This is a genomic window from Chitinophaga sp. 180180018-3 (assembly GCF_037893185.1).
GTDB lineage: Bacteria > Bacteroidota > Bacteroidia > Chitinophagales > Chitinophagaceae > Chitinophaga.
This window is the reverse complement of sequence record NZ_CP140772.1, coordinates 6,985,011-7,008,236: the sequence shown is the minus strand read 5'-3', so window position 1 is coordinate 7,008,236 and position 23,226 is coordinate 6,985,011. Positions and strand designations below refer to the sequence as shown.

The following is a 23,226-nucleotide window of genomic DNA, read 5'->3' as shown; positions in this document are numbered from 1 at the left end:
CTATTGTGGTTGGACCATAATAGCCGGATTTTGAATTTGCCATTGGAAGATTGAATACCCTGCCAATTGGCTTACCGAGGTCGGCCTTTTTATTCTTGTCTGTGAATAACTCTTCGTTTGAGTCCTTTTTGTTTTGATTATCAGTTGTTTAGAAAAATATTTCTATTGTTCCTGCCTCCGATATCTAATTTTCTTAATTAAAAAACTAATCTGGTGTATGGCAGATTGGGCTGTCACATATGGCATTAATGCGCTAAATTTATTGTATAGATTCAGATGTTGACAGCCGGGTATTAACATTCAATAAACAGTTCTCGCAATCCATTGATATATATTAGGTATCTATAATGTACCTACAACTGACATGAAACCTCTAAATATAACCGTTATGCACATAACCCATGTTGTGAAAACGATATTGGAAGCGGGCACCCAGTCGTGTGAGCGGAAGGAAGATGCGAAGAGAATCAGGATAATTAATTGTTTGTGTTTAATTACAGCATTGGCAGCCTTTTCCATTGGCAGTCTCATTTATGCCTTTACGCTTAATCTGAAAATTGAGATTCCTGCGATCTGCGAGGGGATATTATTTTCGTTCGTTATTCTCCTGAATTGGAGAAGGGAGTATAACATGGCTAGTCTTGTTTTCCTCCTATGCCATACGATTTCTGCACTTTATTTTGGGGTTATTCTGGGGCCGGTAATAAATATTTCACTCATTGCCGTATTTCTGTTTGGGTTATCATTTATGGTATTCAAATCGAAGAGATTCAGAACGGTGGCGATATGCGCAACGGGGCTGACACTGGTACTACTTGAGGTGAATTTTTATTATCAGATTTTTTCACCGGTATATCTTTCCCGGGAGAATCAGTTTTTATTGAGATGGATTGCTTTAGTAGTATTTCTTGGTTTTGATGTTTTAGTGATTACTTATTATGTCAAGGAGAATAATTCATTGTTATTTTCCACAAAAATGTATTCCAGAAAACTTGAAACTACTGTAAAGCAATTAGAGTTTGCCAATTTGTCGAAGCGGGTATATCTGAGAGAAACCAGCCACGAAATACGCACACCCTTGAATGCTGTTTTCGGGATATCTCAATTGCTGGAGATGATTATGAAAAAGGTGTCAGATGAAAATGAAATAACAGATTATGCAGCATTAAATGAAATGATAGAGCTGGTGACCAGCTTAAATGCGGCCAGCTATCATACCCGTAATATTGTTAATAATGTATTGGAATTATCGACTATCGAAGCCGGCAAAATAGATGACATTCATAAAGTAGTGTTTCATTTGAAACCCTGGATCGAGAGCATCGTACATATGCATAAATATATTGCCGAGGAAAAAGGGATTAGGTTGGCCGTTGTTATTGACGAGTCAACGATGGCCTCACTGCTGGTCGCGGATAAGGTGAAACTGACGCAGATTGTAACCAATCTTTTATCTAATGCAATAAAATTTTCACCGGAATTTGGAATAGTTAACCTGCAATTATTTACTGGAGGAAAGAGCCTGTATCTGAAAGTTACAGATAATGGGGAAGGGATCAGCAAAGAAATGCAACAATCCATATTCGAACCCTTCGTAACGGGGAAGAACGGCTTTATTGAAGGCACAGGGCTGGGGCTATATATCACCAAGCATCTGGTAGAGTTGTTAAATGGATCTATTACCTTAAAATCTATACCTGCAAAAGGAACAACATTTGAGGTTTGTTTCTCGGATGTATTTGCGGATGCGTTAGATGGCAGTGATGCTCAGGAGCATTGTGATCTTTCGTTATGTAGCCTGAAAGAAAAAAGGATATTAATGATAGATGATGATAAAATGGCCCGCACCCTTGTGAGCAGATATTTGACAGGTGCGGGCAGTCATTTTATTCAAGCGGAAAATGGCATTGAGGGAATAAAGAAAGCCCGTGAAGAAAAACCAGATGTTATTATCCTTGATTCACATATGCCGGGCATGTCGGGGAAAGAAACATTATTGCATATTCGTCATGATCAATCGTTATTTAACATTCCCGTTATATTGGCTTCTGGTGATGTTTATAAAGAATCTAAAGAGGAGTTATTAAATGCCGGAGCGAACGATTTCCTGACCAAACCTCTTAAATTCACGGAATTACATAGAGCAATCAGCCAGGTTATACATTGACAGACAATTGACCATCCTTCAATTCTCCGGAGGGATGACCAGTTATGCCGGTGCTGTAACGCTTAGTAAGCGTTAAAGTCCAATGTAAGTATCCATGTATCATTAGCGACAGGTTTTCCACGTAGGCATCAACAGTGGAAGAATACACTCCAAAATCATGATGTTCATTTACAAGGAGGCAATAATCACTTAAATCCTGATTATGGAAATCCACAGCCAGTTTATAAGCTTCGTCCATCGTACAATTTTTCTCATGCTCCATCATCAACACCAGGTTTAGCACATCATTCCCTTTTTCCATATGCGCAGAAAAGTAATCGTTACTCCAGGATAATATCCGGCAGGTCAATTTTCCAAGCCCCTGTAAAGTAGGATGCGCCAGTACATCACGAGGTAATACACAGCCGGTTATTAATTCTGCCAGGTTCACCAATGGATGAACGTTAACAGCCTTTTCCCGTATGGTAATGAACTGCTCCCAACTTGGAAAGATCAGATTTTTCCTGAACGGAATTTCTTCCTGAATCCCATCAAAGTACATTGTCAGACTTGCAGTGAACCGGTTGAGCCAGTCTTCAGAGCCGAATTGCAACAATTCGTTGCGTAATAGTGGCAGATGCCGGTATAAGGGTTCTTCCGTATTAAGCACAGTGCCCTGAAGACAGGAGAGGGCTTTCTGGTGAATTGTCTGTAATTCACTGACCGTTGAGAATTCAAATGAATCATCAATAGTAAAGGCCCATAGAAAGAAGCGGCAAACAGCCGTGAGCTGCGCTTCACTGGCTTTGGGAAACATGCATCCTCCTGCATGTCCTACACCGGTGGTCAGGTATTTTTTCTTTACTTTTTCAGGAAGAAAAGAGTAATCATCCTGTAGCCACTCACTGATTTTTTTTTTCCATTTTTTGAGCGTGAGGATTGGTTGCATAAGGGAATGGGTAACGCAGTGCGTTAAGGTCAATTGTGTTCATAGTAAACGGTTTTAAATTAAAAAAGCTCTTTGTTTTGAGTTGTGGCTTATGGTCGATTGGGAGGGCAAAAAAATGGACAAATCTTATAAAAAGAGAAAGGGTATTATATGTAATTTATATTCACTGCTAGGCTGATAATAATTCAGTTTGCATACTGAGTTATATAATATTAAGAATTTATAATGAATAATTATACTCTGAAGCAGCGGCAGCCGTGGAGTTTTGGTATAAAAGAGGTGTTCTTATCTTGTGAGGGGTTAATAATGGTGGATTGTAGCTGTGGAGTTACTAATACCAGGGAGGTTGATATGGGGCAGTAGATCTTGCATTATGGTAACGGCGGATTTGAGGTTGGGCATATCATCAGGAGGTGAAAAGCTTTTCACCTCCTGATAGATTAGCCTCTCTAAAAACGGACTCTCTACTTTTTTTTCTAAAGTATCTACCCTTGAATTTAGTGCTGAAATCATTTTTGCCAGTTCAATGTTTTCCTTTTCCAGCTCCAGACTCTTTTTGTGTTCCCTGATGAGATATAGCGTCAGCTCTTCTACTTTTTGTAATAATTGTTTGTTCATTTCGCCTAAATCAACGCCATGTGTTTCTATTTCCTTTGCCGACGGAATTCCTGGTAAATGGTTATGAACGGCTACATAGTTTTCTACCTCTTGCAATGAAGGTAAAGCGTAAGCTTCGTGAAATACAAAATCCGGCCATCCTGTTTGAGTAACCTTTATCTTTTTCGCAGAAACATCGCCGTTGACAGAAAGTTTGGCTTGAGGAACATTGGTTCCAATACCAACGTTACCTGTTGACGATTGGATGTACAGTCTATCTGGCCCAAGTACATACATTGTGAGGTCATTCGATGCGTTTGTTCTTATACCAACATCCTCGCTATTATTTTGAGGATTCTTCCAGGCTATGTATTTATCATTAGGCAGCGTTAATTTGTTCAACGGATTGGATTGTGGTATCTTATGACGGAGTCTGTAGCAGGGAAAGTAGATTTTTCAGTATATCATCTTTCCACTGAAGTCCTCAGAGAAAGAGGGGACTATGGGTTAGATCCAGATGAGATACTTAAGCAGGATAGAGGGGCTCTTTTTATTTTGAGAAGTAGTACCACAGCCTATAATCTTATGGATGCAGGAAACTGGTTATGGGGAAATGCTAATAATCGGCTAGGTAATAGTGCATCTAAGGCATTACAGCTTGCAACGACGTTTAATAGTGATGATTCTGATGCCGATAAACGGGCTATCATTTATGGCTGGTATTATCAGGCAGGATTTAGAACTTCCGTTATAACTAATAAATAAAAATATGAGAATTAGATATTACTTGTCATTGTGTCTTTTATCGTTAATATTAACTTGTTGTTACTCTAAAGAAGAAAAGTATAGAAGACAAAAGGCGATGTGGAATCAAAGGCTGAAGGAGGCACGGGAAAGGGACAGTTTGGAGCAGCAGCAGAAATTTGTAAAGGATACAAGTAACGAAGTTAAATAAGATGCAATTACATAAAGTGTGTCAGTAAAAAGTTGTTTAACTTTTTGCTGACACACTTTATGTAATTGCATCCCTTTCCCTCTCTTTCCTCCAAACCCCACCTCTGTAAATGAAAAACGCCCAACTTCAGTAAGTCTGAAATTGGGCGAGTAAACATTCTTGTAGCCTCAACAGGGATCGAACCTGTATCTAAAGTTTAGGAAACTTCTATTCTATCCATTGAACTATGAGGCCATCCTACCCGGCTTCCCGAGATCGGGTTGCAAAAGTAAGGGTTTTAATTTAATATTTAAAGACTTTCTATATCTACTTTCCCTGCTGCAGGAGCGTAAATACCATCTATTTCCTTCTTAAATTTCTCCAAAAGTACTTTCCGCTTAACTTTCAGCGTAGGCGTCAGTTCTCCGGCGTCAACCGTCCATTCGTGAGGCAGTAGTACATATTTTTTTATCTGCTCTATATGATTGAAGAACTGATTGTACTTGTCGACCGCCTGTTTGAAAAGATCCTGTACTTCCACATTACTGAGGAGCTCTTCATTAGACCCGGCTGATATTCCCCTTTTCTGCGCCCAGCTGCGCAGGTTACTGAATGATGGTACTATCAGGGCTGCCGTGAATTTACGATCTTCTCCCACCACCATGATCTGCTCTATGTAAGGCGACTCCTTGAATTTGTTCTCAATCGGCTGCGGGGCCACAAATTTACCGCCTGAGGTCTTGAACAGCTCCTTCTTACGGTCTGTGATTTTCAGGAATTTATGGTCGATGATCATTCCGATATCACCTGTATGAAACCAGCCATCCCTGATGGCTTCTGCCGTCAGATCGGGGCGCTTATAGTAGCCAATGGTAATATTCGGGCCCTTGCAAAGAATCTCACCGTCTTCTGCAATCTTTACTTCAATACCGTCTATTATAGGGCCTACACTCCCGAACATCCGGTCCGTTATATTGTACCGGTTTACACTAATTACCGGCGATGTTTCTGTAAGGCCGTAGCCTTCCATCACCGGGATGCCACCTGCAGTAAATATTTTGAGCAGACGCAGCTGGCAGGCTGCTGCCCCGCTGACAATGGCTTGTATATTACCTCCCAATGCAGCACGCCACTTGCTGAATATCAGTTTGTTAGCCAGTTTTAGCTGGATGTTGTACCAGGTGCCCTGATTTTTGTTGATTTCGTATTGCTTACCCAGGTTCACCGCCCAGAAAAAAAGTGCCCGCTTAATTCCCTTCAGCTCCAGCCCTGTAGCCATGATCTTTTCGTATACCTTTTCCAATAAGCGCGGTACAGTGGTGAATATGGTGGGTTTTACTTCTTTCAGATTATCTGCAATGGTATCCATGTTTTCTGCATAGTAAATGGGCACCCCTGCAGCGAGAAACAGATAGGTCACCATTTTTTCGAAAATATGATTCAACGGCAGAAAACTGAGTGCCTTAGCATCTTTATTAACCGGCAGGTACGGCTGGCAGGTCAGTACATTCGACATGATGTTATGATGCGTCAGCATCACGCCCTTAGGAGTACCCGTCGTACCTGATGTATAGATGATGGTGGCCAGTTCATCAGGAGATATCTGCTGTTTAATGGCTTCTATCCCGGCAAAATCAGCTTCATTGGCCAACTCCAGTACTTCTGTCCAGTGCCGGGCCCCGGGCACCTGATTGAAGGTAAAGATCTCCCTTATGGTAGGAAACTTGTCCCGCATGGCGTTCACTTTGTCCAGCAGATCTTTATCACTTACAAAGAGGATACGGGCTTCTGCATCGTTCAATACAAAGGACAGTTCGTGTTCGCTGATCGTAGGATATATCGGTGTAAGCACCGCTCCCAGCTGCTGGCAGGCCAGGTCCGTCAGGATCCACTCAGGCCGGTTAGGTGAGATAATCGCTATTTTGTCTTTTTCTTCATTATGCCGGATGCCTGCTCTGATCCCAAGTTTGAGCAATCCGGCGCCCAATCTGAGCGTGATATCTGCGACCTCTTTGGTACTGTATTTTCTCCATTCTCCTTTTTCCTTGCCTGCTAACATATCTTCCTTTGGATAGTTAGCCAGCTGGTGAGCAATCACATCAAATAGTCGCTGCGGTTGGTCTGTCATGCTATTGGGTTTTATTTACAGGTATCAGTCACGATTGTGCTGCAATTTCAGCCTCTCATATTCCCCAATGTATCATCTCCATGATAGCAATTGAAGTAGAGAAATGCCAGCAGTATACCCCATACAAGTGTCGGCCATACCGGCCAGGGGGTACTGTGAGATTTATCACTATCCGTCAGAAACCAAACAGCCCATAATCCCAGGTTGATAACGAGGTAGATGATGAGATGGGATTTAAAACCCGCCCTGGCCTTGGCTATCCGCCAAAGTCGGTCGTCCCTTTCCTGTTTAGTTTCCATCTGAATCAGTTTTACGTGGTTGTCTCTTAAATTTAAAATTTTTTATTGGCTTCAGAGAGAAAAAAAACGGGTCTAACGGATGGCTGTGATATGGAATGAAATATTTACCTGAGAGTTGATGAGCTTATCCTGTAACGACTTATCTGCCCGATACGTAATGCCCCATTGGGTGCGGTCTATATTGAAATTAGCTACGGCATTGATAGTCTTGTTGTTAATCGTCACTTTCGCAGGGAATGAAATATTTTTGGTGACGGATTTTAAGGTAAGATTCCCATTGATAATATGCGTGGCGTCTTTTAACGTAAGTTCGTCGCCCACCGCCGGATGAAAGGGCGCTACTTTGGTGATCTCGAAAGTGGCAGCAGGATATTTATTGACATCAAAGAACATTTCTCCTTTCAGCTCAGTCTCCAGCTTATGTTGCATGATGGTATCACCAGCCAGATCTATATCCCGGAGCGAATGCATGTTGATGATAAACTGGCCGCCAGTGATAACTGTATCTTTCACATAGAGCGCGCCTCCGGCTAGTTTCAGGCTGCCATGATGTTTGCCTGTTGGTTTGGTGCCTATCCACTCTACTACGCTAACTGCCGTATCGGGCTGATATGCATTGCCGGTGCCCGCCTGCACAGTTTGTGCTTCAGTTATCCTGGCCTTGTCGGCTTTAGGTGCCTGTTCACAGGCTGTGACGCCTGAAAACAACACCGCAATGATGTACAACCCTTTTTTCATAAATCCATATATGCTTTAAAACGGGCATGCAGCCGGCTGCGTGCCCGTTGGTTATTTGAGTCTAGCCCGCCAGTTCCCGGTTGCCTACCCAAACAAAGCGTTTCATAATGAACTCCTGATTGGTAAAGCTGGCGTTCCCGGCAGGATTGCCTCCGGTAACGTGAAAATCGGAAAAAGCAGCATGCTGGTTTACCCAGATAAATCCTGTAAGATTAAACGACACCGGGGTAAACACACTATTCATTTCTTCCGTTATTATTTCTTTTGTTGCCGCATCTGTGGTATATGCACCGCAGGTGATAGCGCCATATTTCTGAGCCATCTGCCGGGCCAGTTGTATACTATGGCTGGTATCCCTTGTTTTAATGATCAGCACTACCGGGCCGAATAACTCCTTCTCATAGATCGCGGTATCCGCACTGGTTACTTCCAATATAGTGGGTGCGCAAATGCGCGCATGGGCAAATTCTTCATTGGGTACCTCCGCTCCTGCAAGGATCACTTTGCCTCCCAGTTGCCGGGCATCTTTTGCACGGGTTAGTGTGGCGTCGTTCTGAATGGCGCCCAGCGTGCCTGCGCCCATTTTGGGATTGCTGACCAGGTTTACAACTGCATCTTTAAATTGCTGTACCACATCGTTGAAGGGCACAATGCCATTCGACGTCTTAATACCCTGCTCGGGGATAAAGAAATTTTGTGGTGCAGTACACATCTGCCCGGAATATAAACTAACAGAAAACGCAAGATTCTGCAAAACAGGATCCAGGTCGGCAACACTGTCGAGGATAACTGAGTTTACTCCCGCTTTTTCAGTAAATACTGTTTTGCCCGGAAGCGACTCTACATAATTACCAAAAGTATTACCGCCGGTATAATCGATCAGCTTTACATCCGGATGCTCACAAAGTTCTCTGGTAATCAGGTGTGCTGAGCTGTCGGCTGCAAGCTGGCAGAGATGCGGATCATAGCCGTTGTTGTTCAGGGTATGCTGGATGGCCCCTACTACAATAGCAATAGGCAATACCGCCCGCGGATGCGGTTTTACAATCACCGGATTACCAGCTACCATATCGGCGTATATACCCGGCAAACTATTCCATACCGGGAAGGTGGAACAGCCGATTACCAGGCCAACCCCTTTAGGAATAGGTTTAAAGGTTTTATACAACTTAACACTGGTTTTACCCATTGGCTTTTCCCAGGATAGTTCCGGCGGATAGCGTTGTAATTCCTGGTAACCGGTGGCTATGGCCTCCAGTGCACGATCGCTGGCATGCGGACCAGAAGCCTGAAAGCTCATCATAAAGCTCTGGCCAGTAGTATGCATGGTGGCGTTCGCAATATCAAAAAAGTAATCTTTTATACGTTCGAGTGTTTCGGTGAGTATGCCAGCTCTTTCTGCTACCGGGAGCTTAGCCCAGTTTTTGCCGGCAGCTGCGGCTTTCGTCACCAGGTCGTTTACCAGAAATATGGGATAGGTAATACCCAACTCTTCCATGGTGTAGGGAGATACTTCCTCGCCGCCCCAGCCGGTTTCCCCGGTTTGAAGCAGCTGCCTGAAAGGCTTACCCAGTAATTGCTGATAACTCTGTACGCCCTTTGCATGGGCCTCTTCACCGTATGCTTTGGGATGCTCCGGATACTGCGAATAGAAAGTTCTTTCGTGATTTGCTTTTACGGCGTTGTCGATGATGTTTTGGTGTTTGTTGACGAGCATATTCAGATTTTGAGATCTACAATTTACGGATTTAGTCATTCAGTTGCTACAGCAACTAATTAACTAAATACCCGTCAATCAAAATTTATTCAAAAACTAATATCCCGAATTGATCAGCGTAAACCGGCCATCGTTGTAATACTCATCTGGTCTGGGCTTCAGCGGATTAGCACGTTGATACTTCAGGAAATCATCATAATCCTGTTTATGCAGCGCTATCCATCCCTTATAATTGCTCTGACTGGCCGCAGGGCCGAACAGCCACTGATTATATGCCTCAAAGTATCCCTGGCGTAACAGATTGCGCTGAAAATCGAAAAGAGCGTATGGGAAATTCTCCGCGTTGGTGTTAAACCAGTCTAACAGGAATCGGGTACGTACCATGATGAGTGCATCCGGATCTATGCCGCCGGTAACTACACTGATCTGCTTGCCCATACAGGCCTTGTACGCCTCTACAAATCCATTACCACCCTTTCTGCCTTTCTTATCATCCGGCATGGCGCTTTCGAACAGCGACGGATCATTGAACAGCTTTTTATAAGACTCCAGCACAATATTCCTTATCTCTGCAGTACGGGTGGTGAAGCTCTCCATGTTCATGAAGGTTTCGCCATACAATATGCACCAAAGCGGATTATTACTGTAGTAATAGGTTTTGGTAGCGTTGTAATAGTTACCCGGGAACCTGGGATCCTGCTCTATGCCTTTGATCCAGCTGCGTAAAGCAGCATCGTACATTTTGAATTGCATCTGCAGGTTACCATTGTCGTTGTATAATTCCCCGCTGTTGGGAAATTTCCTGATCGCACGCTCATACATACGCTGCGCAGTTTTCCAATCCTCCCTGCCAACATAGATGTTCCCTGCTATCTGGAACACCTGTACATCTGCTTCTTTACTGCTTAACAACGGTTCGATAACGCTTTTGGCTTTTACCAGGTCTCCCTTGAGATAATAGGTAAAACCAAGCTGTTTTTTCAATTCAAAATTGTCAGGATCCAGTTGCAATGCCTGATTCAGCACCAGTATGGCATTGGAGTAATCTCCGGTACGAATGAAGCCGGTGGCTGTATTGTATAGCTCTTTGGCATCCTGCGCAACAACTGTCTGTGAAATTAGTATCCCTGCTATAAAAAATGCTTTCAATAAAGAAGACCGTATGTTCATCCCTGTCTGTTCGTTTGTTGTAAAAGTAATGAAAATGAGATAATGTGCCGCAGATCAATCTCCGGGCTTCAGGTTACAGGGATTAAGTGTCTTATATTATTAAAATTTCTTATCCAGATGTTTTCAGGCAGGAGCCCTCCGTGCCTGAAGGGTAGCAATGCCGTTTACTGTTTTTTAATATTTATTTAGATGAGATGAGTAACCAGGCCATCCCGTAATTTCGGTTCAAACCAGGTGCTTTTGGGAGGCATGACATTACCACTGTCGGCGATATCGAATAACTGCCGGATTGTGACCGGGAAAAGGGCGAACGCTATTTTCATATCGCCGCTGTCGACCCGCTTAACCAGTTCACCAAGGCCCCTGATTCCGCCTACAAAGTCAATCCGCTTGTCGGTTCGCTGATCACTGATACCCAGGAGTTTATCCAATATGTTGGCCGACAGGATAGTGACGTCCAGTATGCCAATCGGATCCGTGGTATAAGTGCCTTCTCTGGCTACCAGCCGGTACCACCTGCCATCGAGGTACATGCTGAATTCATGGAGCATGCTGGGGGGCTGGGGCAGATGGCCTATTTCCTCCACGGTGAAATCATAGTCCAGGCGTGATAACAGTGCTTCTTTACTCATACCGTTAAGATCCCTGACCACCCTGTTATAGTCCAGTATCGCCAGCTGGCTGGCCGGAAAGATGGTGGTAAGGAAATAATTGACCGGATTTTCAACGGAGGTGATCTTTCCTGCCAGTTCAAACTCTTTCTGTACAAGACTGGCAGAAGCCGCCCGGTGATGCCCGTCGGCAATGTAAGTGCAAGGTACTTTCGTGGCAAACAGGGAGGTTATTTCCTGTACAACCGCAAGGGAGCTGATCACCCAGATGGTATGTTGTATGCCATCTTCTGCTGTAAAATCGTATGTGGGTGACTGTTGTTCCTGCCAGCGGTCGATCAGGGCGTTTACTTCCGGTACATCGTTATATGCCAGGAATACGTTGCCTGTTTGCGCTTTGGTGGTTTTTATATGATTGATACGGTCCAGTTCTTTGTCGGGCCGCGTAAACTCATGCTTTTTGATAATACCGTTATTGTAGTCCGTAACGGCAGAAAGGCATACAAGCCCTGTTTGCGCGCGTCCGTTCATAACAAGTTTATAGATATAATAGGCAGGCTGCGATTCCTGGAACAGCGTCCCCTCGCTAACCATGCGATGCAGGTTTTCCGCTGCTTTATCATATACCTGCTGGCTGTGTATATCTACGTCCTCCGGCAGGTCTATTTCTGATTTGGAAACATGATAATACGAATAAGGATTGCCTGCCGCCGCCGCTCTGGCTTCCGCGGAACTGAGCACGTCGTACGGCCTTGCGGCTACTTTTGCTGCCAACGCTGCCTGAGGTCTTACGCCATTAAAGGGTCTGATGATAGCCATGGTATATGATATGAGTGAGGTACAAAAGTTAGAATAAAAAATACTAACTGCCAATAACAAATTACGGATAGCTGCAGGTGACAAAGAAGGGGCCTGACCGGCCCCTTAAAAAATTTCTTTTATTCCCATTTGGTTAACAGCTTCCATAATCCCGTATAAAATAATTTCTTTTTGTAATACTTAAGAGCGGGGAGGAGCAGTTGTGTGGTAACATATTTCTTTTGTGTTGGCGCCAGTTCATTCATAGCATCGAGGGCCCACCGTTTATATACATGCTTATATGCTTTTGTGTGCCGCCATTTCTGAAGAGTCTGTTGCTCTGCTCTCTTCATTTTAATGGTATCCTTCGACATATTGTTGTCATGAATCCTGTAATAGGCCAATACTTCATCAAGGAAGCCGTATTTGTATTCGTATGCTATCCTTAACCACATGTCCCAGTCTTCAAGCACCAGGTTTTCATCAAAGCCACCGACTGCAACATAAACATCTCTTCTCATCATTGTGGTCAGGGAGGGAACGAAATTTCCCCAGAGTAAATTGTAAAAGTCGCAGGTAATCTCCTCTCCATTCGGATAGCTCCAGCTCATATTGCCCTTGCTGTCAACAAGGGTTGTTTTTGTAAAACCAAGGGCCAGATCCTGGTGTTCTTCTAAAAAAGCAACCTGTTTCTCAATTTTGTCTTCTTTCCAGTAATCATCAGATCCCAGATAGCAGATATATTCACCTGTTGAATGGCCTCTGATGCCGTTATTCAATGCTGCACATACCCCCATATTTTTCTGCCTGACAAGGGTAAAACCATGTTTGGCTGCCAGTTCTTCTAATATCTGGCCGGATTTGTCTGTGGAGCCGTCGTCAACTACTACAAGTTCGATGTTGGGATATGTCTGATGAATAACACTCATCACACACTGTTCAATATATTTTTCACGGTTATAGCATGGCACAATTACAGAAACCAGCGGTTGTTCTTTGATCATACGGATGGTTTAATGATTTGATAGGGACAAAGCATAGAACAATTCTACAAAAAAGATACGGATTTAGAGGAAGACAGGTTAAAACTATCTCCTCTAAACCCGTATCTATGTTATACTATCTTTTTTATTATGCCTTTTTCAGTGAGAAGTATTTCATGGCTTCCACCATTACTTCTACGCTCTCGTAGGGGAGGGCATTGTACATAGATACCCGGAATCCGCCGGAAAGGCGATGCCCTTTGATACCTACAATATCTTCTTTCTTGCAGAATTTCAGGAACTCTTCTTCCATCTCTGGTTTATCCATGATGAAGCAGGCGTTCATTTTACTACGGTCTTCTTTTACCACGGTACCACGGAATAACGGGTTGTGGTCGATTTCGTCGTAAAGCAACGCAGCTTTTTTCTCATTGATTTTTTCAATGGCGGTAACACCACCCTGTTCTTTCAACCAGCGGAGTGTAAGCATAGAGATATACACGGCAAATACAGGCGGGGTATTCAACATGGAACCATTGTCGATGTGATTTCTGTAGTCCAGGATAGCCGGTATTTTGCGGCTTACCTTGCCCAGCAAACTTTTGCGTACTGCTACCATGGTAGCGCCGGCAGCGCCCATGTTCTTCTGTACTCCGGCATAAATCAGCGAGTACTTGTTGAAGTCCATGCTGCGGCTGAGGATATCGCTACTCATATCAGCTATCAGGGGTACGTCGGTAACGGGCGTCATCTGCCACTGTGTACCATAGATGGTATTGTTAGTGGTTATATGCAGATAACTCGCCTGTGGCGGGATCGTAAACTGCTTGGGGATGTGATTGTAATTACTCTCCTTGGAGCTTGCTACAACGTCGGTAAAACCAAACAATTTTGCTTCTTTAATGGCCTTGTTAGACCATACGCCGGTGTCTACATACGCAGCTGTTTCACTGCTTTCAAGCAGGTTCATTGGTATCTGCATGAACTGAGTAGTGGCTCCTCCATGCAAGAAGAGGACTTCAAAGTCGTCATCAAGTTGCATCAGCTCCCTCACCAGGTTGCGCGCCTCGTCCATTACCGCAATAAACGGCTCTGTTCTGTGACCAATCTCCAGTATAGACATCCCCGACCCTTCAAAGTCGATAAGAGCTTTACTGGCCTTGTACAATACCTCGTTAGGTAATACAGAAGGACCTGCGTTAAAATTATGCACCTTCATGTTGCGATTCAGATTAAATTCATTTTTTGATCTTTCCACTTTGTTTTGGTTTTTCTAAGGAAACGGAAAAAAAACGGCACGGGTGTTTTAAAACCGGTAAGGCGCGTGGTGTAGGACAGGTTAAAAGATGGTCTGGCAAAGATAAAATTTCTTTTCTAATTATTATGTATTGCCATAAATATTTTACCGTTTTACTCTTCCCGCGCAGGCAATCGGCCATTCATCCATTGTTGCTGAAGCTTTTCTGCCTCCTCCTGCTCTCCGGGGGTAGGCGTGGTGTGAGCCAGCTCCTGCAACGATGGCTGCCCGGCGTTCACCCAGGCGGTGTACCACGCCGATGCTACAGCCGCTATGGCATTTTTCATCCGACGTTCTACCATATCACCCATCGAAAGTGAATACGCTTTCGTATAGTCTTCAGCGTAAGTACGTATCAATACCCCATTCCGGTTTTCGTATGCATAGCGCCTACCCACCGGAAACTGCCCGCTTAACTGTTTTTCATAGCGTAAAACCGTATCAGCGGCCATTCCGCTGGCACTGATAACATCCCAGATAAATTTCCGGGGTACTGCAATATAACAGGCTTTGCCCGCCCAATAGTTGTATTCACGGTCGGCCAACAACTCTGGTATGCGCGATTCCCACAATCCGTGAATGCCGTCCTGCCCCGTCAGCTGGCCGTTGTGGTTGGAACACGCATGCAACGGCACGTGTGCATCGGCCATATAATGCCCCAGTTCTGCCGACAGCTTCAGTATACGCTGCTGATCCCGTTCCCGGAATGCTGCTGTCAGCCATGCCATCATCTTCTCTAGATGCCAGGGAAGTATACCGTTTCTGTTCAATGAATCTGCCGTGTAACGCGCCACCGCATCGGACCAGCTGCGGGGAATGTTCAGGTAAGGCGGCTGGTCGAACAGATCGATATCAATATAATGCCTTGCGCCTTCCGCCGCTACGGCGTATCTCCGTTTATCCGGATCCGTGGCGTGTATGGTCAGATACTCCAGCTGTGGCTTATACAGCACCATCATCTCCGGCGGCAGGCAGAAAACAGCCAGCCGGTTGATCCGCTGATGCGCAAAAAATCCCCATGCCCCGGCCTGGGAACACGGTATCATCAATATAAAAAACAGGATAAGCGCGGGAATCCGCAGGTTGGTGTGGGTTAACATCTGGTTGGGTTTTAGGAAAACAAAGATAAGTCTTTAGTAATCGCTATAGATACTAAAGACTAAAAACTAAAGGCTAAAGATGCTTATAAATTAGTTACACCTCCACTTACCGCAAATTTCATGGCCTCACCCGCTGAAACATTGGTCAATGGCTTCACCTTCTCCTTAGGCACCATAAACACTTTGCCAGTAATGGCATAAGCATGCGGAACGTATACCGCCATATAACCTTCCAGCCCCAGGTTACTCACATCCGGCTGGGTAATGAATCCCATTTCCCAGACATCCTGGCCATAGATCTGTACCAGCACCGGATGATCAAATTTTTTCTTCTCGCCCACAAAAGCATCAAACACATCCTTAACAGAGGTATAAATATACTTGATGAATGGCGTACGCTCCAGTAAGTGGTCGAACAGATCGAAAAGACGGCCGATAATAAAGGATGAACTCAGATAGCCTACCACAACGATCAGCAGCAGTACTAACACAAAGCCCACTCCCTTATACTTCAGGAAGTTGAAAGAAGTGCCCTCAGGGATGATCTCCTTCGGAATGAGATTGTCTATGGTAACAAACGCCCAGTACAGGGCAAACGCTGTTATTCCTATGGGCGCCAGTATCAGCAACCCCTGGAAGAAATAACGTAATAACCTCGATGCAAATGCTTTAAATCTGAGCTTGGGAGACATGGTTCAGGATTAGATCCGCAAAATTACAGAATAGCTGCTAGCTTTTAACTATCGGTTTTAGTTCATTCATCCTGTGACCATTAGTTGGCTGCATATAAAAAAATATTACTGGAAACTTTGGAAGTTTGTAAAGTTTCCATAGTTTTGTTCTGCATAACAACAGCGTTATTGCCGTTAAATTTATGGAAGTACAGGAACGCATTATGGACACGGCTTTTGGCCTGTTTCGTCAGTTTGGAACCCGCTCCATCACCATGGATGACATTGCTGTAAAGATGGGTATCTCTAAAAAAACACTCTATGCCCATTTTACAGACAAGGACGATATGGTGTCGCAGACGATAGCGAGGTTCATACAGATCGTTAATGAAGAGTCGCTGGAAGACAGACGGAAGTCAAAAGATGCCATCCAGGAGCTGTTCCTTGTGATGGATATGCTCGACAGGCGCCTGCGGAATATGAACCCGGTTATTATCCTCGATCTCCAGAAATTTCACGCTAAAGCTTATCAGGTGTTCCTGGATTATCAACATAATTCCCTGGCCAATATGATCCGCGAAAATCTGGAAAGAGGTATCAGTGAGGGTGTTTACCGGCCGGATATAGATATAAGAATACTGACATATTATCGGATACATGCCTGTATGATCAGCTTTCAGACCGAGGTATTCCCTGGTACATATGATATGAACAAGGTCGCAAAAGTATTATTGGAAAATTTTCTATACGGAGTAGCATCACTTAAAGGATACCATCTTATTGAAGAATACAAACAACTATCGCTAAATAAATAACACTATGCTATCAATCAAAAGGCTCACCAGTATGGCTTTATTCGGGTGGCTGCTGTTTGTGGCTGCCAGTGCGGGAGCCCAGCAACAGGTCGCGTCGGAACCAATCCGCCTGACGGCCAAAGAAGCGGTTGACTATGCACTGGCTAATCAAAGCACCGTCAAAACCGCTAAACTGGATGAACTTATCCAACTGGCGAAGAATAAAGAAGTCAGCGGTCTTGCATTGCCTAATGTTGCAGGAACCGGCGCATACCAGTATAACCCCATCACGCAGAAACAAATGTTTAACATGAAGAACTTCGGTCTTCCGGTGGATTCATTTGTAGGCGTTTCTTTCCAGTTGCCTCATAATCTCATGGGTGAAGTAAGACTTACCCAGACGCTATTCGACCCCAGTGTACTCGTTGCCCTGCAGGCCCGGAAAACACTGGAAACACTGGTGGCACAGAATGTGACCAGGTCAGAAATAGATGTGAAATCGAGCGTATATAAAGCATACTACAATGTACTTTCTGCCAACAAAGCGCTGGCCATCCTCTCGGAGAACATCAATTCGCTTGATAAAATATTGAAGGAAACCAGGGAAATTTACAAGAACGGGCTCGCTGAGAAACTGGATGTAGACCGCCTCGTGGTACAATATACTAACCTGGAAACGGAGCAAACCAAACTCCGCAACCTGGTGGAACTGGGCACTGCTTCCCTGAAATTCCAGATGGGAATGCCACTCAAACAGGCGATTGTACTTACTGATACACTTTCCACACAAAGGATAGTAGCAGATGTGCTGGACATGGATAAATTCGATTACTCCCAGCGCATCGAATACCAGTTACTCGAAACCCAGAAGAAAGCTAATGAATATGATCTGAAAAGATACCGCATGAAAGGGTTTCCTTCATTGCAGCTTTTCGGTGCAACAGGCGCGCTGCGCGGAAGTGATAAATTCGATTATTTCAAAACACAGACATGGTACGGGTACGTCAACACAGGCCTGAACCTTTCGGTTCCCATCTTCTCCGGTTTGCAGCGCAAACGGCAGGTAGATCAGGCGTGGCTGGCGGTTAAGAAAAGTGAAGTGGCTATTGAGAATGCCAAACTGGGCATAGACCTGGAAAGAGAACAAGCTACATCTACCTTCCGGAACAACGTGCTCACCCTGGAATCTCAGGAGAAAAATATGCAACTGGCGCAGGATGTATATCATACCACGCAGGTCAAATACAGGGAGGGCGTTGGTTCCAGCCTGGAAATGACCACCGCGGAAAATGACCTGCTCACTGCCCAGAATAATTATTTCACAGCACTGTTCAATGCCATCGTGGCTAAAATAGATCTGATGAAGGCATACGGCAAACTATAGCTTAATCATTACAATCACCATTCACTACTCATAACATGACAACTAAAAGATATTCTTTACTGATCCCCGTCCTTACGCTTTTACTGGCTGCCTGCGGCGGCGGTGGCGGCAATAAAGCTGCCCAGCTCAAGCAGCTGAAAACTGACAAGGAAAATATCGACAAGAAGATCGCTGACCTGGAAAAGGAATTAGGGGTGAAGGATACTGTACAGAAGATGAAAGATGTGACAGTGACTATGATAAACGATACTTTGTTTGAACATTTCATAGATGTACAGGGAAGCGTGGACGCAAGAGAAAATGTGAATGTATCTGCCCGTGTTCCCGGTGTTATCACTGCTATCTATGTGAAAGAAGGACAACAGGTAAAACAGGGGCAAACCCTGGCACAGGTGGATGATCAGGTGCTGAAAGCTAATATGGCTGAACTCCGCACCCAGATGGACCTTGCCAATACACTCTTCGAAAAACAAAAGAACCTCTGGTCTCAGCAAATCGGTTCTGAAGTACAATATCTCAATGCTAAGAATCAGAAAGAAGGTCTCGAAAGGAAAATGGCTACACTGCAGGATCAGATGTCACAAACCCGCATCATTGCACCCATCAGCGGTACGGTGGATGCGGTGATCGCTAAACTAGGCGACAATGCTGCACCCGGCGCTCCCGCATTCCGCGTTGTAAATGCCAGCAACCTGAAGGTAACTGCGAATATCGCTGAAGCCTATGCAGGCCGTGTGAAAGAAGGAGATCAGGTAGATATCGTCTTCCCGGATATTAATCGCCAGATGCGGGCCACTGTTGCTTTTGCTTCCAGAACCATCGATCCGCTCAGCCGTACAATAAGGGTAGAAGTACCCATGAAAGCCGACAATGCACTGCGCCCGAATATGATCGCTCATATGCGCATTGTTGACTATACCGCGAAGGATGCGGTGGTAATACCTGTAGGCGTTATCCAGTACACCTCCGGTAAGCCCTACGTGATGGTAGCACAGAATGCTAACGGTAAAATGGTAGCACAACGTAAAACAATTGAACTGGGTCATACCTATAATGATAAGGCAGAGATCAAAAGCGGACTGACAAAGGGTGATAGAATTATTACTACTGGTTTTCAGGGGCTGAATGACAACGACCTGATTAAATTATAAAGCTGCTTTTATCAGCTAAAACCAAGTGTATGCAAGATAATCTCCATAAAGAATTCAAGCCTACCAGTTGGGCCATTGATAATAAGGTAAGCATTTACGTGGCTACTATTATCATTGCATTGGCTGGTATCATTTCTTATATTAACCTGCCTAAAGAGCAGTTTCCGGAAGTAGTGTTCCCGCAGTTCTACATTAATACCGTTAATGCAGGTACATCTCCGGAGGATGTGGAAACCACGATCACCAAGCCTATCGAGAAGCAATTGAATGGCATCTCCGGCGTAAAGAAGATCAAGAGTATTTCCATGCAGGATTTCTCTGCGATCACGATCGAGTTCAATGCCAATGAAGATATTGAAGCTGCCCGCCAGCGGGTACGTGAAAAAGTGGATGATGCTAAAAAAGATCTGCCACAGAACCTTACACAGGAGCCGCAGATTGTGAAGATAGATGTATCGCAGATTCCTATCATGAACGTAAACCTGTCAGGAGACTTCGATCTGCAGACCCTGAAAAAGTATGCGGATGATATGAAAGACAGGATCGAAGCACTGAATGAAATCACCCGTGTCGACCTCGTTGGAGAACTGGAACGTGAGATCCAGATCAATGTCGATAAATACAAGATGGATGCTGCGAGAATCAGCTTCGATGATATCGTGCTTGCCATCCAGAATGAGAACGCCACCATCTCCGGCGGACTTGTAGCAATGGATGGCCAGAAGCGTACACTCAGCGTAAAGGGAGAATACAAGGATCCTTCACGTATCGGCAATATCATTGTGAGAGGTCAGTCTGGAGCTACCGTGTATCTGAAAGATGTAGCTACGGTGGTCGACGGCTTCCTGGAGCAGGAAAGTTATGCCCGCCTGAGAGGTAAGAATGTAATCACGCTGAACGTTATCAAACAGAGTGGTAAGAACCTGATCGATGCTTCCGATAAGATCCGCGAGATCACGAAAGATATGAAAGAGAACTACTTCCCGAAAAATCTGGAAGTAACTGTTACAGCAGATCAGTCTAAATCCACCCGCGTAACCCTGCACGATCTGATCAATACCATCATTATCGGCTTCCTGCTGGTGACGCTCATCCTCATGTTTTTCATGGGAGCCGTGAACGCGATCTTTGTGGCGCTTTCTGTGCCTATCTCCATGTTTATCGCCTTCCTGCTGATGCCGGTGTATGGGTTCACGCTAAATATGATGGTGCTCTTTTCTTTCCTGTTGGCACTGGGTATAGTAGTGGATGATGCGATTGTGGTGATCGAAAATGTGCACCGTATCTATAATCAGCGAAAGGAACTGGGAGTCGTCAAGGCTGCCAAGATAGCCGCGGGGGAGGTGTTCCTGCCGGTATTCTCAGGAACACTGACGGTATTGGCGCCATTTGTGCCGCTGTTATTCTGGCCTGGTGTTATCGGCAAATTCATGTTCTATCTGCCGGTAACACTGATCACTACACTGGGAGCTTCACTTATAGTGGCTTATATTATCAATCCCGTGTTCGCCGTGGATTTCATGGACCAGCATGAAGGTGAAGAGCATCCCAAACCAAAATTCGACAGGAAATTCACCATACTCAGTGTAGTCTTTGCCGTTATAGCACTGATTGGCTACGCCAACAGTTTTGGAGTAGGAAACTTTGTTGTGTTCGTATACCTGATGATCCTGCTGGAACGTTTCTGGCTGGGCGGTGTGGCGCGTCGCTTCCAGAACAATTTCTGGCCCCGGGTGCAGGAACGTTACAAACGTGTTCTGAAATGGTGCCTCGTTGGCTGGCGCCCGGTGTGGATTGTGATCAGTACGTTTGTACTGCTGATCTTCAGCATCATGCTTACCGCCATCCGTAATCCTAAAGTAGTGTTCTTTCCACAGGCAGATCCGAACTTCATCTATACTTATATAGAGCTGCCTAATGGTGCAGATCAGAAGTATACTGATTCCATTACCCGCATCGTGGAAAATCGCATCACCAAAGTGGTAGGTGCCAATAACCCGATCGTGGAATCCATCATCTCCAATGTGGCCAAAGGCGCCGGAGATCCGTCGCAGATGGACCTCAGCACGCAGCCTCAGAAAGGTAAGGTGACAGTAGCCTTCGTAGAGTTCGGCGCCAGAAAAGGACAATCAACCGTACAATATCTCGATAAAATACGTCAGGCAGTAAAAGGTATCCCTGGTACCAACATTACTGTGGAACAGGAACAGGGCGGCCCTCCAACGGGTAAACCAATCAATATCGAGATATCCGGTGATAACTTCGATGAACTGACCAGCTCTTCGTTTAGGCTTAAACGTTACCTGGACTCCCTGCAGATCGGTGGCGTGGAAGAACTGAAGAGTGATTTTGAAGATAACAAGCCGGAGATAGTAGTGAACATCGACAGGGAGAGAGCTAATGCTGAAGGCATCTCTACCCGGCAGATCGGCGGAACGCTTCGTGCTGCATTATTCGGCGCCGAAGCCTCCAAAATCCGCGATGCCAAGGACGAGTATAAGATCATGGTGAGACTGAACGAAGATCAGCGCAATAATATCAATAACCTGATGAACCTCAACCTGGTGTACCGCGACATGAATATGGGCGGGGTAGTAAGGCAGGTACCACTGTCGTCTGTGGCGGATATTCACTACTCCAATACCTACGCAGGCATCCGGCGCATTGATCAGAAACGGGTTATCACCCTGTATTCCAATGTGTTGACAGGATTCAACACAAATGAAGTGGTGCAGAATATCCAGAATGCGATGAAAGACTTTACTCATCCCGGTTCTGTAACTATCAAAATGACGGGTGAGCAGGAAGATCAGCAGGAAACCATGAACTTCCTGTTGATGGCAATGGTAGGTGCGTTTGGCCTGATCCTGATGATTATGGTAACCCAGTTCAACTCTATTGGCAGGCCGATGATCATCTTTATGGAAATCCTGTTCAGTATTATCGGGGTGTTCCTGGGCTTCTCCATCTTTGGTATGGCTATTTCGATTGTAATGACTGGCGTGGGTATCATGGCACTGGCTGGTATAGTGGTGCGAAATGGTATCGTATTGGTGGAGTTTACGGATTTGCTGATCCAGCAGGATACACCGGTGTATGACGCAGTGGTGGAAGCCGGCCGCACCCGTATGACACCGGTACTGTTAACCGCTATCGCAGCAATATTGGGCCTGATCCCGCTGGCAGTAGGGCTGAATATCGATTTTGCGGCGCTGTTTAGCGAGTTCAATCCTCATATATTCTTCGGAGGTGATAACGTGGCATTCTGGGGGCCATTGGCGTGGACAATGGTATTCGGTCTGGTGTTTGCGACTTTCCTCACACTGATCCTGGTGCCGGTAATGTATGCGATGAACAAGCGCTCCATCGACGTGCTGGATCGCTACCAGTTCCCGCGGAACCTGAAATATGTGCCGTTTTTGGTACTGATCCTGAAATTATTCCTGAACCGGGATGAAGTGCGGAAACTGCATGATCCCAGGTACATATCGCCCAAACCCTATGACTTTTTTCCAAAACCTGAGGTAAATGAAGACGAGCCGGTTTACGGGAAAAAAGTAGACAGGGTGGTCGTTAATTAAGTTTTTTTCAATACAGTGTAACAGTTGTAGGTTAACAGTCTCCGTCCCGATTCCTCGGGACGGATTTTTTTTGTATATTGTGGTCGGTAATCTTTTTTCCGTCATTAACAAATTTTAACATTTAGAATGAGTGGCATTTGAATAGCCTTTATTACTTTTGACCCCTCAGACAGTTCAG

The 23,226-nt window shown here is 44.9% G+C and carries 18 protein-coding genes and 1 tRNA gene; 6 read left to right on the top strand and 13 right to left on the bottom strand.

The annotated features are described in order from the left end of the window. The first annotated feature begins 406 nt into the window (after positions 1 to 406). The gene (locus UNH61_RS27480) at positions 407 to 2,167 is read left to right on the top strand and encodes an ATP-binding protein (RefSeq protein WP_326995205.1); all 1,761 of its coding nucleotides are present in this window, start codon (positions 407 to 409) and stop codon (positions 2,165 to 2,167) included. On the opposite strand, the gene UNH61_RS27475 is transcribed toward UNH61_RS27480, so the two are convergent. Together UNH61_RS27475 and UNH61_RS27470 are read right to left on the bottom strand one after the other, a co-directional pair. Beyond that, positions 2,157 to 3,095, bottom strand: coding sequence for a hypothetical protein (locus UNH61_RS27475; RefSeq protein ID WP_326995204.1), 939 nt, complete (start codon positions 3,093 to 3,095; stop codon positions 2,157 to 2,159). The genes UNH61_RS27480 and UNH61_RS27475 overlap by 11 nt on opposite strands. 300 nt (positions 3,096 to 3,395) lie before the next feature. Further along, a complete protein-coding gene (locus UNH61_RS27470; RefSeq protein ID WP_326995203.1) occupies positions 3,396 to 4,094 on the bottom strand; it encodes a hypothetical protein in 699 nt (232 codons plus the stop codon). A gap of 21 nt (positions 4,095 to 4,115) precedes the next feature. Here UNH61_RS27470 and UNH61_RS27465 point away from each other — a divergent pair, with 21 nt between their 5' ends. Continuing rightward, positions 4,116 to 4,457, top strand: a complete 342-nt coding sequence (locus tag UNH61_RS27465) for a hypothetical protein (protein ID WP_326995202.1) — start codon at positions 4,116 to 4,118, stop codon at positions 4,455 to 4,457. Positions 4,458 to 4,809: 352 nt separating this feature from the next. Here the strand turns inward: UNH61_RS27465 and UNH61_RS27460 are convergent. The 11 genes from UNH61_RS27460 to UNH61_RS27410 all read right to left on the bottom strand — a co-directional run bounded on the left by UNH61_RS27460 (position 4,810) and on the right by UNH61_RS27410 (position 16,159). Further along, positions 4,810 to 4,881 (bottom strand) — tRNA-Arg (locus UNH61_RS27460). A gap of 55 nt (positions 4,882 to 4,936) precedes the next feature. Next, entirely contained in the window at positions 4,937 to 6,754 is a 1,818-nt protein-coding gene (locus UNH61_RS27455) for a long-chain fatty acid--CoA ligase (RefSeq protein WP_326995201.1), read from the bottom strand. A gap of 47 nt (positions 6,755 to 6,801) precedes the next feature. Further along, the gene (locus UNH61_RS27450; protein WP_326995200.1) at positions 6,802 to 7,053 is read right to left on the bottom strand and encodes a 2TM domain-containing protein; all 252 of its coding nucleotides are present in this window, start codon (positions 7,051 to 7,053) and stop codon (positions 6,802 to 6,804) included. A 72-nt stretch (positions 7,054 to 7,125) separates the two neighbouring features. After that, positions 7,126 to 7,791 (bottom strand): YceI family protein, encoded by a 666-nt coding sequence (locus UNH61_RS27445; protein WP_326995199.1) that lies wholly within the window; start codon positions 7,789 to 7,791, stop codon positions 7,126 to 7,128. 61 nt (positions 7,792 to 7,852) lie between these two features. Then, positions 7,853 to 9,508: a phenylacetic acid degradation protein PaaN gene (gene paaN / locus UNH61_RS27440; RefSeq protein WP_326995198.1), complete on the bottom strand. Its 1,656-nt coding sequence runs from the start codon at positions 9,506 to 9,508 to the stop codon at positions 7,853 to 7,855. Positions 9,509 to 9,604: 96 nt separating this feature from the next. Further along, positions 9,605 to 10,678 carry a tetratricopeptide repeat protein gene (locus UNH61_RS27435; RefSeq protein WP_326995197.1) on the bottom strand — a complete coding sequence of 358 codons (1,074 nt, stop codon included), beginning with the start codon at positions 10,676 to 10,678 and terminating at the stop codon, positions 9,605 to 9,607. A gap of 185 nt (positions 10,679 to 10,863) precedes the next feature. After that, the gene (locus tag UNH61_RS27430) at positions 10,864 to 12,108 is read right to left on the bottom strand and encodes a DUF1015 family protein (protein WP_326995196.1); all 1,245 of its coding nucleotides are present in this window, start codon (positions 12,106 to 12,108) and stop codon (positions 10,864 to 10,866) included. Between the two features lie 119 nt (positions 12,109 to 12,227). Further along, positions 12,228 to 13,091, bottom strand: a complete 864-nt coding sequence (locus UNH61_RS27425; protein ID WP_326995195.1) for a glycosyltransferase — start codon at positions 13,089 to 13,091, stop codon at positions 12,228 to 12,230. A 127-nt stretch (positions 13,092 to 13,218) separates the two neighbouring features. Then, on the bottom strand, positions 13,219 to 14,328 hold the full coding sequence (gene serC / locus UNH61_RS27420) for a 3-phosphoserine/phosphohydroxythreonine transaminase (RefSeq protein WP_326995194.1): 1,110 nt from the start codon (positions 14,326 to 14,328) through the stop codon (positions 13,219 to 13,221). A 152-nt stretch (positions 14,329 to 14,480) separates the two neighbouring features. Next, positions 14,481 to 15,467 carry a zinc dependent phospholipase C family protein gene (locus UNH61_RS27415; RefSeq protein ID WP_326995193.1) on the bottom strand — a complete coding sequence of 329 codons (987 nt, stop codon included), beginning with the start codon at positions 15,465 to 15,467 and terminating at the stop codon, positions 14,481 to 14,483. An 83-nt stretch (positions 15,468 to 15,550) separates the two neighbouring features. Next, on the bottom strand, positions 15,551 to 16,159 hold the full coding sequence (locus UNH61_RS27410) for a DUF502 domain-containing protein (protein ID WP_326995192.1): 609 nt from the start codon (positions 16,157 to 16,159) through the stop codon (positions 15,551 to 15,553). A gap of 182 nt (positions 16,160 to 16,341) precedes the next feature. Between UNH61_RS27410 and UNH61_RS27405 the strand changes: the two genes are divergently transcribed. From UNH61_RS27405 to UNH61_RS27390, 4 genes are read left to right on the top strand one after another with little or no spacing between them, the layout of a single operon-like run. After that, positions 16,342 to 16,953, top strand: a complete 612-nt coding sequence (locus tag UNH61_RS27405) for a TetR/AcrR family transcriptional regulator (RefSeq protein WP_326995191.1) — start codon at positions 16,342 to 16,344, stop codon at positions 16,951 to 16,953. A 4-nt stretch (positions 16,954 to 16,957) separates the two neighbouring features. Beyond that, the gene (locus UNH61_RS27400) at positions 16,958 to 18,316 is read left to right on the top strand and encodes a TolC family protein (protein WP_326995190.1); all 1,359 of its coding nucleotides are present in this window, start codon (positions 16,958 to 16,960) and stop codon (positions 18,314 to 18,316) included. 35 nt (positions 18,317 to 18,351) lie between these two features. Continuing rightward, positions 18,352 to 19,467 (top strand): efflux RND transporter periplasmic adaptor subunit, encoded by a 1,116-nt coding sequence (locus tag UNH61_RS27395; protein WP_326995189.1) that lies wholly within the window; start codon positions 18,352 to 18,354, stop codon positions 19,465 to 19,467. 29 nt (positions 19,468 to 19,496) lie between these two features. Then, the gene (locus tag UNH61_RS27390) at positions 19,497 to 23,048 is read left to right on the top strand and encodes an efflux RND transporter permease subunit (protein ID WP_326995188.1); all 3,552 of its coding nucleotides are present in this window, start codon (positions 19,497 to 19,499) and stop codon (positions 23,046 to 23,048) included. Positions 23,049 to 23,226 lie beyond the last annotated feature (178 nt).